Source organism: Fusobacterium perfoetens (assembly GCF_021531475.1).
Lineage (GTDB): Bacteria > Fusobacteriota > Fusobacteriia > Fusobacteriales > Fusobacteriaceae > Fusobacterium_B.
This window is the reverse complement of the sequence record NZ_JADYTX010000009.1, coordinates 41,863-56,136: the sequence shown is the minus strand read 5'-3', so window position 1 is coordinate 56,136 and position 14,274 is coordinate 41,863. Positions and strand designations below refer to the sequence as shown.

Below are 14,274 nucleotides of genomic sequence, written 5' to 3'. Positions count from 1 at the left end.
TTATTTATGTGGTAATTTTTATAATTTTATTTAAAAAGGAGATAAAAAATTTAGAAAAAAATGTTTGATGAGATAAAAAGATATATAAAAAGAATTGAATATGAAAATGGCAGTATCCCTATTGGTGTAAAAATTATTTTTGGATTGATGATACTTTTAGGAATAAAAAATCTGATATTTTTTAAGGAAAGTTTTGTGAAAATGATAATAGAGATAGTAGTTCTTGTAATGTCGTTACTTTTTCACGAACTTGGTCACGGATATGCAGCAAAATTTTCTGGAGATAAAACAGCTGAATATTACGGCAGACTTTCACTAAATCCTCTTAATCATTTAGACCCAATGGGAACTATTTTGCCAATAATAATGAGAATAATGGGCTTTCCTATTTTTATAGGTTGGGCAAAACCAGTTCCAATAAATTATAGAAATCTAAAAAATGGAAAAATTGGAGAAATAAGTGTGGCACTAGCAGGTATAACAGTAAATTTTTTATTGGCACTAATCTCAATGATAATTTTTTATTCTGGAATAGATTTTCTACCAATATTTAGAGAGATTTTATATAAAACTACTTTGATAAATATAAGTTTGTGTGCCTTTAACTTAATTCCCATACCACCACTAGACGGTTCAAGAGTAGTTGCAAGTTTTTTAGATACTCATAGAAAAATTCAAATATTTACTTTTGATAGATTTGGATTTTTTATAATAATACTTTTAAGTTATACAAATATTCTTGATAAAATAATGAGAATTATTATGAGTGGAGAGATAATTTTAATAGAAAATATACTTAGATTAATTTATGGATAGGAGAGAGAATGCAGACGATAGGGAGAGAATGTGTAATAGAGTTTGAAGAAAAAAAATCAAAATTTATGGGATATATAAAACCTGTTAGCTCAAAGGAAGAAGCAGAGAGATTTATACAAATGGTAAAAGAAAAACATTATGATGCCACTCATAATTGTAGTGCATATAAACTTACTGAGAATGGGCAGGAATATTTTAAGGTTGATGACAATGGAGAACCAAAAGGTACAGCTGGAAAACCAATGGGGGATATTATAACTTATATGGAAGTTGAAAATTTGGTAGTTGTGGCTACAAGATATTTTGGTGGAATAAAACTTGGAGCAGGTGGACTTGTAAGAGCTTATGCAAAAACAGCAAAACTTGCTATTCAAGAGGCTGGAATAATAGAATATATTCCTAAAAAAATCTATCTTTTAGAATTTTCTTATGACAAAGTTTCAGAGATAGAGCAGATAATCTATAAAAATGGAGATGAAATCCAAGAAAAAGGTTATAATGATAGAGTTATGTATAAAGTAGTTTTATCAGAAAACTCTTATAATGAATTAAATGAGAAAAAAGATATAATCATAATAGATATATAAAAATTAAAAAGAAGATATATTTCAATAAACTGAAGAAAATAATCGTCCTTTTATTTTCTTTTAAATATTTTTAAAAACTTAAAAAAAACCTTTAAATTAAATGGCTATTTTTAAGTTTTTTTTATTTTAGAGCTGTGATAAAAAGGACATTAAAATTAATTAAAAGAGGAGAAAATATGGCAAATTTATCACAGTTAAAAAGAGAAAAAATGCTTAATTTTTTAAATAAAATTAGAGCTGAACATCAAGATGATGAAACTCTTATGGCAATAAATGAAATAGAAAATGCTCTTACAGAAAAGAAATATGGGCTTGTGTGGGAAGAACATATAGAAAGAGTAGATGAAGAAATGATACATAATATTCCTGTTTTTACAGAAATAGAGAATAGAAAAATAAAAAATTTAGAAAGTAATGATTATAATTTTTTAATTGAAGGAGATAACCTTCATAGTCTTAAGTTACTTGAAAAAACTCATAAAGGGAAAATTGATATAATTTACATAGACCCACCATATAATACAAATGGAAAAGATTTTATATACAATGATAGTTATGTAGATAAAGAAGATAATTTTAAACATAGTAAATGGCTTTCTTTTATGAAAAATAGACTAATAATAGCAAGAGAACTTTTATCTGAAAAAGGTTTAATTTTTATTTCAATAGATGATTATGAAGATGCTCAGTTAAAATTATTATGTGATGAGATATTTGGATACAATTTTATAAATAAATTTATTTGGAAAAGAAATTCAAGTAGTAAAACTGAAAAAGGAAAATTTACTGTAAATACAGAATATTTATACTTATATTCTAAAACAAAAAATTATATTTTAAATAATACTTATAAACCATTGGCAGAAAGTTCAGCAAAAATGTTCAATAAAGATGATGGAGATGGAAGGGGAAAATATTCTACAGTAAGTTTGCAAAAACCAAAAGATCCCGGACCTGAAACTACTTATGATTATATAGATAATACTGGGAAAGTTTGGAAATGTCCTCCTAAAGGTTGGAGAATGACTTATGCAAAATTAAAAAATTTAGAAAATGATAATAGATTATATTTTGAAGGTAAGAGAATAAGAGAAAAAAAATACTGGAATGAAAGAGAAAATGAATGAAAGAGGATAGATACTTTATGGAATGATATTTCTGAAAATACAGCAGGAAGTAAAGAATTAGAAAGAATTTTTAATCAAAAAGGAATATTTGATAATCCTAAACCAATAGCTCTAATTAAAAGATGTTTAGAAATAGGAAATAAGAATGCCATAATATTAGATTTTTTTACAGGTTCAGGAACTACAGGACAAACAGTAATACACCTTAATAAAGAAGATGGAGGAAATAGAAAGTATATTCTTTGTACAAATAATGAAAATAATATTTGTGAAGAAGTTACTTATCAGAGATTAAGTAAAATTCAAGATGAGTTTCCTCATAATTTAAAATATTTTAAGACAGAATTTATTCCTAAATTCTCTGAAGATGAAGAAAGTTCTATAAAATATAAAATGCTAAATTATGTAAAAGAGCTTATAGAACTTGAATATATGTGTGAAATAGATGGAATAAACAATATTTTAATTAAAGACGAAGAAGAATTTGATGAAATTGTAAATGAAAGTATGAAAGAGAATATAAGATTATTTGTTTCATCAGATATATTTGCTTCTAAAGAACAGCAGTTAATATTAGAGCAAAAAAATATAAAAAAAATAGAAATTCCCGAATATTATTACAGAAGTGAATTAAGAGAGGTAGGAGAATTATGATAGGAATAGAATTAAAAAAATTTCAAGATAAATGTGTAGACTATCTTTTTGAAAAAACAACAAGTGAACTGTCTTTTCCGCAGATACTTGTAGAAAGCCCTACAGGAAGTGGAAAAACAATACTTCTCATAGCATATATAGAAAAATATTTATCTTATTTTCCTGATACAATTTTTTGTTGGTTTACTCCAGGAAAGGGAGAGCTTGAAGAACAATCTAAAGAAAAAATGGAAAGATATTCTCATTCTCTAAAAACAGGTAATATACATAATATATTAAATACTGGATTTGAAAATGGGACTACATATTTTATTAACTGGGAAATGGTAACAGATAAAACAAATAGAGCTATAAGAGATAGTGAAAGGAAAAATCTTTTTAATAGAATTTCTGATAGTCAAAGAAATAATCAAAAAATTATTCTTATAATTGATGAAGAACATCAAAATAATACTTCAAAAGCTAATGATATTATAAGTGCAATAAATTCAAGATATGAAATTAGAGTATCTGCTACTCCAAATTTAAGAAAAAATACAGAACATTATCAGATTAAAGAAGCTGATGTAATAACTGAAGAACTTATAACTAAATACTTATTGATAAATAATGATTTAGGAGAAGTTACTATTGATGGAATAGAAAGTGAAACAAGTCTTCTTATAGAAAAAGCTGATGAGGTCAGAAAAAAAATATTAAAAGCATATCAAGAAGAAAATGAGAATATTAGACCACTTGTACTTATTCAATTTCCTAATCTTAATGATAAATTAATAGAATATGTGGAAGAAAAGTTAAAAAGTATGGGATATACTTATGAAAATAAAATGCTTGCAAGCTGGTTTTCTGCTGAAAATAAACAAGATAAAGAAATAAAATCTAAAAAACTTGGAAAAATAAATATAGGAGAAATTAATGGAGAAGACAGCATTACAAAAAATGATGCTGTTCCGTGTTTTCTTTTATTTAAACAAGCATTAGCAACAGGCTGGGATTGTCCAAGAGCTAAAATTCTTATAAAACTTAGAGAAAATATGAATGAACAATTTGAAATTCAAACTTTAGGAAGATTAAGGAGAATGCCAAGGGCAAAGCACTATGGAAAAGAAATTTTAGACTGTTCTTATCTTTATACTTTTGATGAAAAGTATAAACAAGAAGTCATAAAAACTGGTGGTTATGAAACTCAAAGAGTTTTCCTTAAATCAGAACTAAAAGAAATAAAATTAAAAAAAGAATTGAGAAATAAAGATGGAAATTATCTTGATGAAAAAGTTATGAGAAATAAACTTTATGACTTTTTTAAAGATGAATATAATTTAGAAAATATAAAATCTGAAAATTTAAAAAAACTTGAAGCATATGGATATATATTTGGTACAAAAATAAAATCTAAATATCTTACAGGAAAGTATATAGAAACCAAAGAACTTATGACTTCTACAAATTATGAAGAATTAGAGATAGAAGTTAATACACATTATCATGGATTAGAAAAACAAAATAGAATAGATTATCTAAAAAAAATATTAGATTTAAGCTATGAGAAAACTAATGCTCTTTTAAGAACTTTATTTCTAAGAGATGTAGGTGTAGGAAGATATAAAATATTAAATCTTTCAATAAAAGAATTTACAGCATTTATTATAAATAATGCAGATAAATTAAAAGATGATTTTAGAAGATTTGAAGGAATAAAACAAATTCAAACTCAAATATTATCAAATAAGGTTGAAGATTTTACAATTCCTTTGGAAGAAAATTATAGATTTTTACCATATGAAAAATATGTAAAAGATTTAGAAAAGAATGTATATAAAAAATATAATACTTCTATGATAGTTGATGGGATAAGGTCAACAAGTGAAAGATTATTTGAGAAGTATTGTGAAAATAATGATAAGGTTAAATTTATTTACAAGAATGGAGACAGTGGACAAAATTATTTATCTGTAGTTTATGGAACATTTTTTGAAAAACAAAGATTATTTTATCCAGACTATATAATTCAATTAGAAGATGATAGTATTTGGATTATTGAAACTAAAGGTGGAGAAAATAAATATGGAAGTAAAAATATAGATATTCAGGCTGAAAATAAATTTGAGGCATTTAAAAATTTTGCAAAAAGGAACAACTATAATTTTGCATTTGTAAGAGATAAAAATAATGATTTATATTATAGTGATACAGAATATAGAGAAGATATGAATAATGATTGTTGGAAACCATTAGATAAAATTTTTTAAAAAAAATTAGCCCTTAAGATGAAACTATCAAAAGGGCTAATTTTATATTTAAAATTTATTTTTTATAATAAGAAAAATATAAAAATAGTGGTAAGAAAACTCCACCTGATAAAAAGTTTCCGATACTAGTTGGTAAAAAATGCTTAATAAAAATATCTAACATAGAAAAATTTTCAGGAGAAAGGATTTTTCCAGCATAGATTATAAACATATTTGCAACAACGTGTTGATAACCACAAAGTACAAAAAGCATAACTGGAAACCAACAACCTAAAAATTTTCCAGTGGCGTCAGTTGAACACATTGCCATAATAACTCCCATAGCCACAAGAATATTGCAGAAAAATCCACTGGCAACACACTCTGAAAAAGAAAGACTAATTTTTGAAATTCCAGTGTCTAAAATAACTTTTTGAATGATAGGAGATTTAAAAACTCCAGCATAAAAAGCCACATAGGCTGTAAAAATACTTCCTAAAAAATTTCCTATCCAAACAATAGTAAGATTTTTTACAAGATTAGAAAATTTTAAATCTTTTGTAAGAAAAGAAAGAGTTAAAAGACTATTTCCTGTAAAAAGAGATGCTCCAGTGAATACACAAAGCATAAGACCAATAGGAAATATGCTAGCACCAATAAATTTTGAAAAACCTACATCAAAAGTTTGGGCAAGAGTTTGTGAAGCTGTAATTTGCCCAATACCAGCAAGGGCGATAAACATACCAGCTACAAATCCAGAAATAAGAGTTTTAAAAATATTCTTCTCATTTCCACGAGATATTCCCATAGCAATAACAGCAGAAGTTATTTCTGACGGACCTAAAAAAGATTTAGACATTTGAACCTCCTAAAAATTTTTAATAAAAAAAGCCGAACTTCTAGGCTTTTTCGCCCAGACGGTCGGCATTATAATCGTTATACTTCATGTGGTTGTTTCCACTTTTTCCGTCAGTTATATAACAACTGAATATTAACATAAAATTTTTTATTTGTCAATAAACTAAAAAGTTTTTTGTTTTTTCTCTCTGAAAATGAGATAGCAGATAAATCCAAGTCCAATAAAAATAAACTCAACTACTAAAATATAAAATGGCCAAGGACCAAAATAATCAATAGGTGAAGCAGATACTGGCTTATGATTTACAAACATATAGTTAGTACCAAAATGATTATTAAAAATATAAGCAACCACAGCTAAAATATTAAGAGCTATAAAAGTATTAAAAAGTCCTTTTAGGTTAGGCTTAAATTTTAGATATATCATTTGATAAAAAATCATAAATATTATAAAGAAATGTTCCATAAAGAAAGCAATTCCAAATGGATCTGGAAATACTTTTACTGCCTCTGGAAATAAAATAGCAGCTAATGCCCCAAGGGACATATAAAATACTAGCTGAAATCCTTTTAAGTTTGGTTTTATAAGAAATATAACTGCTAAAATAAAAGATACATTACAAATATGAATAGGACAAAGAGCATACAAAGGCTCATGATTTATAAAATACCTTCCCATATATGTAATTATTTTTACAAAGCTAAGAGCCACAGCAACTGTTATTTCAAATTTTCTCTGTGGCAAAAATTTTCTTGAATAAATAAGTCCACTATAAAACAGAGTAAAAAATAAAATATAAAAAATATGGTTTTTTGAAAAAATTGAAATATATTCCAAAATACCCTCCTTTATTTATGGAAACCAAGGTCAGCAGGATTGTAATCACCAGAAATTTTAGTTATAGTTCCGCCAAGACTTTCAAATTCCAATCTTTTTTCGGTAACCTGTTTTGATAAAAGTTTAGTTTCATAATCCATGTCATTTTTAATATGTCCTTTTGACCAATAATCAATTACAAGGGCACTATCTCCAAAAATATTTAAAATATTTTCTTTTAAAGCTACATCTAAAGCTAAATCAAGAGCTTTTAATTCTCCATAGTTATTTGTTTTTGAAGTTCCTAAAAAAAGATTTCCAAATTCATTTATATTTTCTTCAGGAAAAAATTTAGGTAAAATAGATTTTCCATCTTTAAAACTTACTTTTGATTCTACACCATTTCCTCTACCAGTGCCAGCATCAAAATAAATTCCCTCAGGAAGCTCTTTTTTGATAGTTTCTTTTGTTACATAGACCGCTCCATTTTTACACCATGTCTCAGCCTCTTCATATGTTTTAAAAGATTTATATCTACATCTAAATTGTTCTACACTTCTAGCACATTCTTCCCAAGTGTTATAAATTTCATAACTTTCCTCTTTAATAAAATAACAACCATAAAATTTTTGATTTTTCTTTGAGGAAAATAACGGTGTCGGAAGAGGGGCTGTGTCAGGACTAATCATATAATTAAGCCACATTTTTGCCTCTTGATACGTTAAAAAAGATTTATATTTTGCTTTTGTACCAGAAACTTTATTAAAACAATCTTTCCAGTTGTCAACTATTCCGATTTCTTCAGTTTCTGGGATATAATAACTGTAAAATTTCTTGCCCATTTCAATCCTTTCATAAAAATTTTTAATACATTATATTTTATCATTTATTTGAATAAAAAAAAAGAGGAAAAATTATTTGATTTAATTACTTTATAAAAAAATACTTGCAAAAAACTTTAAAATATGATAAAATTTCTTGTGAATTTATAAGTTTATTATCGAAAGAAGGTGAAATGAATGAAAAAGGATCTACATCCAGAATACAAAGTTGTTACAGTTGAATGTACTTGTGGAGAAAAATTTGAAACAAGATCAACTTATGCAAAAGGAGACCTTAAAGTAGCTGTTTGTTCTAAATGCCACCCATTCTACACAGGAAAGGCTAAATTCTTAGATACAGCAGGAAGAGTTGACAAGTTCAACAAAAAATATAATCTTAACAAATAAGGCAGGAAGAGGCAGGACAGTGGTCCTGCTTTTTTACTAAATACAAAAAATAAAAAATACAGGAGGATTTTATGGCAATATTAGAAATTAAACACCCACTGATAGAACACAAATTAACTTACTTAAGAGACAAAAATACTGATACAAAAACTTTTAGAGAAAATCTAAATGAAATTGCAAAACTTATGATATACGAAACAACAAAAGATTTAGAATTAGAAGAAGTAGAAGTTGAAACTCCTATCCAAAAAACAAAAGGATATGTTTTAAAAGATAAAGCTATTGCAGTTGTACCAATATTAAGAGCTGGACTTGGAATGGTTGATGGAATACTTTCTTTAATCCCAACAGCAAAAGTTGGACATATCGGAGTATACAGAGATGAAGAAACAATGAAACCAGTTTACTATTATTGTAAACTTCCAACAGATATCCAAGAAAGAAAAGTAATCTTAGTAGATCCAATGTTAGCAACTGGAGGATCAGCAATTTATGCTATCGATTATTTAAAAAGAGAAGGAGTAAAAAATATAACTTTCATGTGTTTAATATCAGCTCCAGAAGGAATAGCAAAAGTTCAAGAAGCTCACCCAGATGTAAATATCTATACAGCTAAAATAGATGAAAAATTAAATGAAAAATGCTACATAATTCCTGGTTTAGGAGATTGTGGAGATAGAATTTTTGGAACAAAATAATTAACAAATAAAGTATAACTAATGAGTATTGTTTTGTAAAAAATGGTTGAAAAAATGGATATAAAGTGTTAAAATATAACCAAAATAATAAAATGACTGAAGGTATAGGAGAGTGGCCCAATGACACAATTGAAGATAACAGAAACATCTCTTAGAGACGGTTCTCAATCATTAATAGCAACAAGACTTACAACTGAAGAAATAATGCCGATAATTGAAAAAATGGATGAAGCGGGATTTTATTCAATGGAAGTTTGGGGAGGAGCTACATTTGACTCTTGTATAAGATTTTTAAATGAAGATCCTTGGGAAAGACTAAGACTTATCAGATCAAAAGTAAAAAAGACAAAATTACAAATGCTAATAAGAGGTCAAAACTTACTTGGATATAAACATTACGCAGATGATGTAGTGGAAGAATTTGTAAAAAAATCAATAGAAAACGGAATTGATATAATAAGAGCTTTTGATGCATTAAATGATTTTAGAAACCTAGAAACAACAATAAGCTCTGTAAAAAAATATGGGGGACATTGTCAAGGGTGTATAGCCTATACAATAAGTGAAGTCCATACAATAGAATATTATGTAAAAAAAGTAAAAGAACTTGAAATGATGGGAGTAGATTCAATCTGTATAAAAGATATGGCAGGAATATTACTACCAGATACAGGTTATGAATTAATAAAAGCTATAAAAGAAAATACAAAATTACCAGTTGAGTTACATACTCACTGTACAACTGGAATTGCACAAATTCTTTATGCAAACGCAATAGAAGCTGGAGTAGATATAATAGATACAGCGATGTCACCATTCTCAGGAGGAACATCACAACCAGCAACAGAAGTATTTGCAGAAATTTTAAAAGATACAGAAAGAGATCCAAAACTTAATATGGAAGTATTAGGAGAGATAGCAGATTACTTAAAAGGTGTAATAGATAAATATAGAAAAAATGGAATAATGAATCCAAAAGTAATGGAAACAGAACCAAGAGCATTGATATATCAAGTACCTGGAGGAATGCTATCAAACTTAATGTCTCAATTATCAGGTCAAAATGCAATGGATAAATATGAGGAAGTATTAAGAGAGATACCAAAAGTAAGAAAAGATTTAGGATACCCACCACTTGTAACTCCATTATCACAAATGGTAGGAACACAAGCAGTATTTAATGTGTTGATGAAACAAAGATATAAAGTAGTACCAAAAGAGATAAAAGACTATGTAAGAGGATTATATGGAAAATCTCCAGCACCGATAGATCCAGAAGTGCAAAAAATAATAATAGGAAATGAAGTTCCAACAACTTGTAGACCAGCAGATAAGATAGGTCCAGAGTTAGAAAAATATAGACAAGAGATAGGAAGTTTAGCACATTCAATGGAAGACGTACTAAGTTATGCATTATTCCCAGAAAATGCTAGAAAATTCTTAGAAAATAAATATAATCCAAAAGTTAAGAGAGTACAAGAAATAAATATATTCCTATAAAATATGGTGGTGAATAGATATGCTAGATTTTTTAAAAAAATTATTTGGAACAGATAAAAAGGAAGAACAAGTTACTACAGTAGAAAAACCAACTGTTAAAAAAGAAAAATTAACAGCAGAAAAACTAGAAGCAGAACCAGAAATGCAAGTAGCAGCAATGATGGCAACAGTAGAAGCAGCAGGAGAAAAAGACCTTTCTAATTTTAGAATTAGAAGCATAAAAAAACTTTAATTAATAAATATTTAAAATAAATATATTAGGAGGATCGACACAAATGATAAAAGCTTACAGAGTAAATGTAAACGGAAAAGTCTACGAAGTTGAGGTAGAGGAAATAACAGCAGGAGGACAACAAACAGTAGCAGCGGCTCCAGCACCTGCACCAGTAGCTCCAAAACCAGCTTCAGTGGCTCCAGCGCCTGCACCTACTCCAGCTCCAGCACCAAAAGCAGCAGCAACAGGAGAAATAGTAGAAGCTCCAATGCCTGGAACAATAGTAGATATTAAAGTAAAAGTAGGAGATACTGTAAAAGAAGGAGATTTAGTAGCAGTAATAGAAGCTATGAAAATGGAAACAGACCTTTTCTCTACAAAATCAGGAGTTGTTACAGCAGTAAACGCTGGAAAAGGCGCTTCAGTAAATACAGGAGATGCAATAATAACTTTATAGTTTTTAATCATTACAAAAATTCTTTCAGTATTTACTGAAAGAATTTTTTTATTTAAACTAACTAATAAAAGGAGAAAAATATGGCTAAAATATATGATGTTATCGTTATAGGTGGAGGACCAGCTGGATTAACTTCTGGTATCTATGGTGGAAGATCCAAATTAGATGTTTTGATGATAGAAAAAGATAATCTTGGTGGTCAAATAAGTTTAACAGATGAAGTTGTAAACTATCCAGGAATGAAAAAAATTTCAGGATCAGAGCTTATGAAAGCAATGAGAGAGCAAGCCAAAAGTTTTGGAGTTAGTTTTGTACAAACAGAAGTAATAGAAGTTAATTTTTCACAAGATATAAAAAAAATTATTACTCAATCAGGAGTGTACGAAGGACGTAGTGTAATAATAGCATCTGGTTTAGTTCATAAAAAACTTAATTTTAAAGGTGAGGAAGAATACAGAGGTAAAGGAATAAGCTATTGTGCTACTTGTGATGGAGAATTTTTTGTAGATAGAGATATTTTTGTTATTGGAGCTGGATTTGCAGCCTGTCAAGAAGCTTTATTTTTAACAAGATATGGAAAAAAAGTTCATATAATAGCAAGAGAACCAGAATTTACTTGTGCAAGGTCTATAGCTGATAAAGTTCTAACAAATCCAAAGATAGAAGTTAGTTTTAATAGTGAAGTGTTGGAAGTAAGCGGAGATTCTCTTGCAAGAAAAATAAAAACTAAAAACAATATTACTGGAGAAGTGGTAGAATATAGCTCAGAAGATGGAGAAAATATAGGTGTCTTTGTTTTTGTAGGGCAAGAACCAAAAACAGCCTTATACAAAGGAAAAATAGATTTAGATGATGATGGATATATTTTAACTGATACAAGAATGAGAACAAATCTTGATATGATTTATGCAGTAGGAGATATTAGACAAAAATATTTAAGACAGCTTGTTACAGCGGTAGCTGATGGAGCAATCGCTATCTCTGATGTAGAGAAATGTCTATATGATTATAAAATAAAAAATAATAGTAATGTTGAAATAAAAAAAGAAGTACAAATAGAAGAAAAACCTCAAGGAGTATTTTCTGAAGAGATGCTTAATCTTATAAAAGAAACTACAAATAAATTTAAAGAGGAGATTGAACTTGTCCTTGTAAAATCTGAAGATGATGAAAAAAATAAAAAAATCTTAGAAGTTAGTGAGGAGCTTGGTAAGATAAGTAATAAAATAAAATTTAAAATTTATGAAGCTAATGATGAATATTTAAAAGATAAAATATCATTAGTAAGATTACCTGCTCTTTATTTATTAGACAAAGATGGAAAATATGCAAGAATAAAATATTCAACAATACCTATTGAACATGAATTGGAATCTTTTTTACAAGCTATGAATAATATAGTTGGTGAAGAGGAAAAAGTAAGAGAAAATTTATTAGAAAGAATAAATAAATTAGATAAAAAAATAAATGTAAAAATAGGTGTTTCTTTAAAATGTACAAGATGTCCTCAGACAGTTAGAGCTACACAATTTATAGTTTCTAAAAATAAAAATATTGATTTAGAAGTTATAGATGTTATAACTCATAAAGAGTTTAAAACAAAATATGATATTGTTGGAGTACCTGCTATAGTAGTTAACGACAAAAACCTTTATTTTGGACAAATGAATTTAGAAGAGATGATAGAAATCCTTGAAAAGCAATAAAAAAATAAATTGAAAAATTAGATTAGAGGTGCTATAATTTTATTGTAAAGATTACAATTTAAAACTTATTTTAAGTTAATGAAGGAGGAAGTATGTCATTAATAGGTAAAAAAGTAGAAAGTTTTAAAGCTAAGGCTTTTCATAATGGTCAATTTATAGATATAACAGATGAGAATATGAGAGGAAAATGGTCAGCAGTTGTATTTTATCCTGCAGATTTTACTTTTGTATGTCCAACAGAGTTAGAAGATTTAGCTAATCTATATGAAGATTTTAAAAAAGAGAATTGTGAAATATATTCAGTATCAACAGATACAGAGTATGTTCATAAAGCTTGGCATGATTCTTCAGAAAGAGTAAAAAAAGTACAATATCCAATGATAGCAGATCCAACAGGGAAACTTTCAAGAATGTTTGAAGTGATGATAGAAGAAGAGGGACTTGCATTGAGAGGAAGTTTTATCATTGATCCAGAGGGAGTTGTTCAAGCTTATGAAGTTCATTCTAATGGGATTGGTAGAGAGGCAAGCGAACTTTTAAGAAAATTGCAAGCTGCTAAATTTGTAAGAGAAAATGGAGAAGTTTGTCCAGCTAAATGGAAACCAGGTAAGGAAAGTTTAAAGCCAACAATTGATTTGATAGGAAAACTTTAATCAAAGGAGAAATAAAAAATGATGTTGGACGATGAGTTAAAAAGTAAATTAGCAGATATAACAAAGATTTTTGAAAAAAAGATAGAACTTGTTGTAATAAAGGGAGAGGAATCAGAAGAAACTCAAGATATGATAGAGATGGTTCAAGATATCGCCTCAACAAGTGAAAAAATATTTGTTAAAATTTTTGAAAAAGAAAGTTTAGAACTTAAAAATAAAGAAATTAATCTTGAAAAATTACCAGCTGTTGTGATACTTGATGAAAATAGAGAATTTTCAAGAATAAAATACACAGCAGTACCTACTGGACAAGAGTTAAATTCTTTTATACTGGCTATGTATAATGTAGCTGGTCCAGGTCAAAAAATAAATGAAAGTATAATAGAAAGAATAAAAAAAATTGATAAAAAATTAGATCTAAAAATAGGAATCTCTTTAGATTGCCATAGATGTGCAGAGACTGTTCAATCTTGTCAAAGAATAGTAGTAGAGAATAAAAATATAAGTCTAGAGGCTATAGATGTATTTTCACACAAGGATTTTAAAATAAAATATGACCTTGTGAATGTTCCAGCTATTATAATAAATGATAGTAAAATGTTTTTTGGACAGCTTTCCATTGAAGAAGTAGTTGATATTTTAGAAACTTTATAAAAACTCTTTAAATCTTTCTTATTCTTAATAAAAAAATTATGGTATACTATAAAAATAAATTTGTAGTAAAATATAT

The 14,274-nt window shown here is 27.6% G+C and carries 16 protein-coding genes, 1 pseudogene and 1 riboswitch; of the genes and pseudogenes, 14 read left to right on the top strand and 3 right to left on the bottom strand.

The window, feature by feature from the left end; all coding sequences use genetic code 11:
• Positions 1-60: 60 nt before the first annotated feature.
• From I6E15_RS03540 to I6E15_RS03515, 6 genes and pseudogenes are all read left to right on the top strand, one after another.
• Positions 61-816: a site-2 protease family protein gene (locus I6E15_RS03540; protein ID WP_235244300.1), complete on the top strand. Its 756-nt coding sequence runs from the start codon at positions 61-63 to the stop codon at positions 814-816.
• 8 nt (positions 817-824) lie between these two features.
• The gene (locus I6E15_RS03535; RefSeq protein ID WP_235244299.1) at positions 825-1,403 is read left to right on the top strand and encodes an IMPACT family protein; all 579 of its coding nucleotides are present in this window, start codon (positions 825-827) and stop codon (positions 1,401-1,403) included.
• 176 nt (positions 1,404-1,579) lie between these two features.
• A complete protein-coding gene (locus I6E15_RS03530; RefSeq protein ID WP_235244298.1) occupies positions 1,580-2,530 on the top strand; it encodes a site-specific DNA-methyltransferase in 951 nt (316 codons plus the stop codon).
• Between the two features lie 6 nt (positions 2,531-2,536).
• Positions 2,537-2,779, top strand: a pseudogene (locus I6E15_RS10185) (DNA methyltransferase); the annotation flags it as partial.
• Positions 2,780-2,923: 144 nt separating this feature from the next.
• Entirely contained in the window at positions 2,924-3,184 is a 261-nt protein-coding gene (locus I6E15_RS03520; RefSeq protein ID WP_235244297.1) for a hypothetical protein, read from the top strand.
• Positions 3,181-5,433, top strand: coding sequence for a DEAD/DEAH box helicase (locus I6E15_RS03515; protein ID WP_235244295.1), 2,253 nt, complete (start codon positions 3,181-3,183; stop codon positions 5,431-5,433). Before I6E15_RS03520 ends, I6E15_RS03515 begins: the two co-directional genes overlap by 4 nt.
• A 55-nt stretch (positions 5,434-5,488) precedes the next feature.
• Here I6E15_RS03515 and I6E15_RS03510 read toward each other — a convergent pair whose 3' ends face one another.
• The 3 genes from I6E15_RS03510 to I6E15_RS03500 all read right to left on the bottom strand — a co-directional run bounded on the left by I6E15_RS03510 (position 5,489) and on the right by I6E15_RS03500 (position 7,929).
• Entirely contained in the window at positions 5,489-6,271 is a 783-nt protein-coding gene (locus I6E15_RS03510) for a formate/nitrite transporter family protein (protein WP_235244293.1), read from the bottom strand.
• A 45-nt stretch (positions 6,272-6,316) separates the two neighbouring features.
• Positions 6,317-6,399, bottom strand: a riboswitch (ZMP/ZTP riboswitch).
• 34 nt (positions 6,400-6,433) lie between these two features.
• Positions 6,434-7,108, bottom strand: coding sequence for a TIGR02206 family membrane protein (locus I6E15_RS03505; RefSeq protein WP_235244292.1), 675 nt, complete (start codon positions 7,106-7,108; stop codon positions 6,434-6,436).
• Between the two features lie 11 nt (positions 7,109-7,119).
• On the bottom strand, positions 7,120-7,929 hold the full coding sequence (locus I6E15_RS03500; RefSeq protein WP_235244289.1) for a viroplasmin family protein: 810 nt from the start codon (positions 7,927-7,929) through the stop codon (positions 7,120-7,122).
• A gap of 177 nt (positions 7,930-8,106) precedes the next feature.
• Here I6E15_RS03500 and rpmE point away from each other — a divergent pair, with 177 nt between their 5' ends.
• The 8 genes from rpmE to I6E15_RS03460 all read left to right on the top strand — a co-directional run bounded on the left by rpmE (position 8,107) and on the right by I6E15_RS03460 (position 14,198).
• Complete coding sequence (rpmE, locus tag I6E15_RS03495; protein WP_177161378.1) at positions 8,107-8,316, top strand: 50S ribosomal protein L31; 210 nt, start codon at positions 8,107-8,109, stop codon at positions 8,314-8,316.
• Between the two features lie 71 nt (positions 8,317-8,387).
• Entirely contained in the window at positions 8,388-9,014 is a 627-nt protein-coding gene (upp, locus tag I6E15_RS03490) for a uracil phosphoribosyltransferase (protein WP_177161379.1), read from the top strand.
• Positions 9,015-9,134: 120 nt separating this feature from the next.
• Positions 9,135-10,514: an oxaloacetate decarboxylase subunit alpha gene (locus I6E15_RS03485; protein WP_235244287.1), complete on the top strand. Its 1,380-nt coding sequence runs from the start codon at positions 9,135-9,137 to the stop codon at positions 10,512-10,514.
• 19 nt (positions 10,515-10,533) lie between these two features.
• A complete protein-coding gene (locus tag I6E15_RS03480) occupies positions 10,534-10,746 on the top strand; it encodes a hypothetical protein (protein WP_177161673.1) in 213 nt (70 codons plus the stop codon).
• A gap of 43 nt (positions 10,747-10,789) precedes the next feature.
• Positions 10,790-11,185, top strand: a complete 396-nt coding sequence (locus I6E15_RS03475) for a biotin/lipoyl-containing protein (protein ID WP_235244285.1) — start codon at positions 10,790-10,792, stop codon at positions 11,183-11,185.
• Between the two features lie 80 nt (positions 11,186-11,265).
• On the top strand, positions 11,266-12,891 hold the full coding sequence (locus I6E15_RS03470; protein WP_235244284.1) for an FAD-dependent oxidoreductase: 1,626 nt from the start codon (positions 11,266-11,268) through the stop codon (positions 12,889-12,891).
• A 92-nt stretch (positions 12,892-12,983) separates the two neighbouring features.
• On the top strand, positions 12,984-13,544 hold the full coding sequence (ahpC, locus tag I6E15_RS03465) for an alkyl hydroperoxide reductase subunit C (RefSeq protein WP_235244283.1): 561 nt from the start codon (positions 12,984-12,986) through the stop codon (positions 13,542-13,544).
• An 18-nt stretch (positions 13,545-13,562) separates the two neighbouring features.
• Positions 13,563-14,198: a thioredoxin family protein gene (locus I6E15_RS03460; protein ID WP_235244280.1), complete on the top strand. Its 636-nt coding sequence runs from the start codon at positions 13,563-13,565 to the stop codon at positions 14,196-14,198.
• Positions 14,199-14,274: the final 76 nt, after the last annotated feature.

Excerpts from the sequence above, each read along its gene's own strand:
- I6E15_RS03540 (WP_235244300.1), top strand. The coding sequence starts at position 61 with ATGTTTGATGAGATAAAAAGATATATAAAAAGAATTGAATATGAAAAT.
- I6E15_RS03535 (WP_235244299.1), top strand. The coding sequence starts at position 825 with ATGCAGACGATAGGGAGAGAATGTGTAATAGAGTTTGAAGAAAAAAAA.
- I6E15_RS03530 (WP_235244298.1), top strand. The coding sequence starts at position 1,580 with ATGGCAAATTTATCACAGTTAAAAAGAGAAAAAATGCTTAATTTTTTA.
- I6E15_RS03520 (WP_235244297.1), top strand. The coding sequence starts at position 2,924 with ATGCTAAATTATGTAAAAGAGCTTATAGAACTTGAATATATGTGTGAA.
- I6E15_RS03515 (WP_235244295.1), top strand. The coding sequence starts at position 3,181 with ATGATAGGAATAGAATTAAAAAAATTTCAAGATAAATGTGTAGACTAT.
- I6E15_RS03510 (WP_235244293.1), bottom strand. The coding sequence starts at position 6,271 with ATGTCTAAATCTTTTTTAGGTCCGTCAGAAATAACTTCTGCTGTTATT.
- I6E15_RS03500 (WP_235244289.1), bottom strand. The coding sequence starts at position 7,929 with ATGGGCAAGAAATTTTACAGTTATTATATCCCAGAAACTGAAGAAATC.
- rpmE (WP_177161378.1), top strand. The coding sequence starts at position 8,107 with ATGAAAAAGGATCTACATCCAGAATACAAAGTTGTTACAGTTGAATGT.
- upp (WP_177161379.1), top strand. The coding sequence starts at position 8,388 with ATGGCAATATTAGAAATTAAACACCCACTGATAGAACACAAATTAACT.
- I6E15_RS03485 (WP_235244287.1), top strand. The coding sequence starts at position 9,135 with ATGACACAATTGAAGATAACAGAAACATCTCTTAGAGACGGTTCTCAA.
- I6E15_RS03480 (WP_177161673.1), top strand. The coding sequence starts at position 10,534 with ATGCTAGATTTTTTAAAAAAATTATTTGGAACAGATAAAAAGGAAGAA.
- I6E15_RS03475 (WP_235244285.1), top strand. The coding sequence starts at position 10,790 with ATGATAAAAGCTTACAGAGTAAATGTAAACGGAAAAGTCTACGAAGTT.
- I6E15_RS03470 (WP_235244284.1), top strand. The coding sequence starts at position 11,266 with ATGGCTAAAATATATGATGTTATCGTTATAGGTGGAGGACCAGCTGGA.
- ahpC (WP_235244283.1), top strand. The coding sequence starts at position 12,984 with ATGTCATTAATAGGTAAAAAAGTAGAAAGTTTTAAAGCTAAGGCTTTT.
- I6E15_RS03460 (WP_235244280.1), top strand. The coding sequence starts at position 13,563 with ATGATGTTGGACGATGAGTTAAAAAGTAAATTAGCAGATATAACAAAG.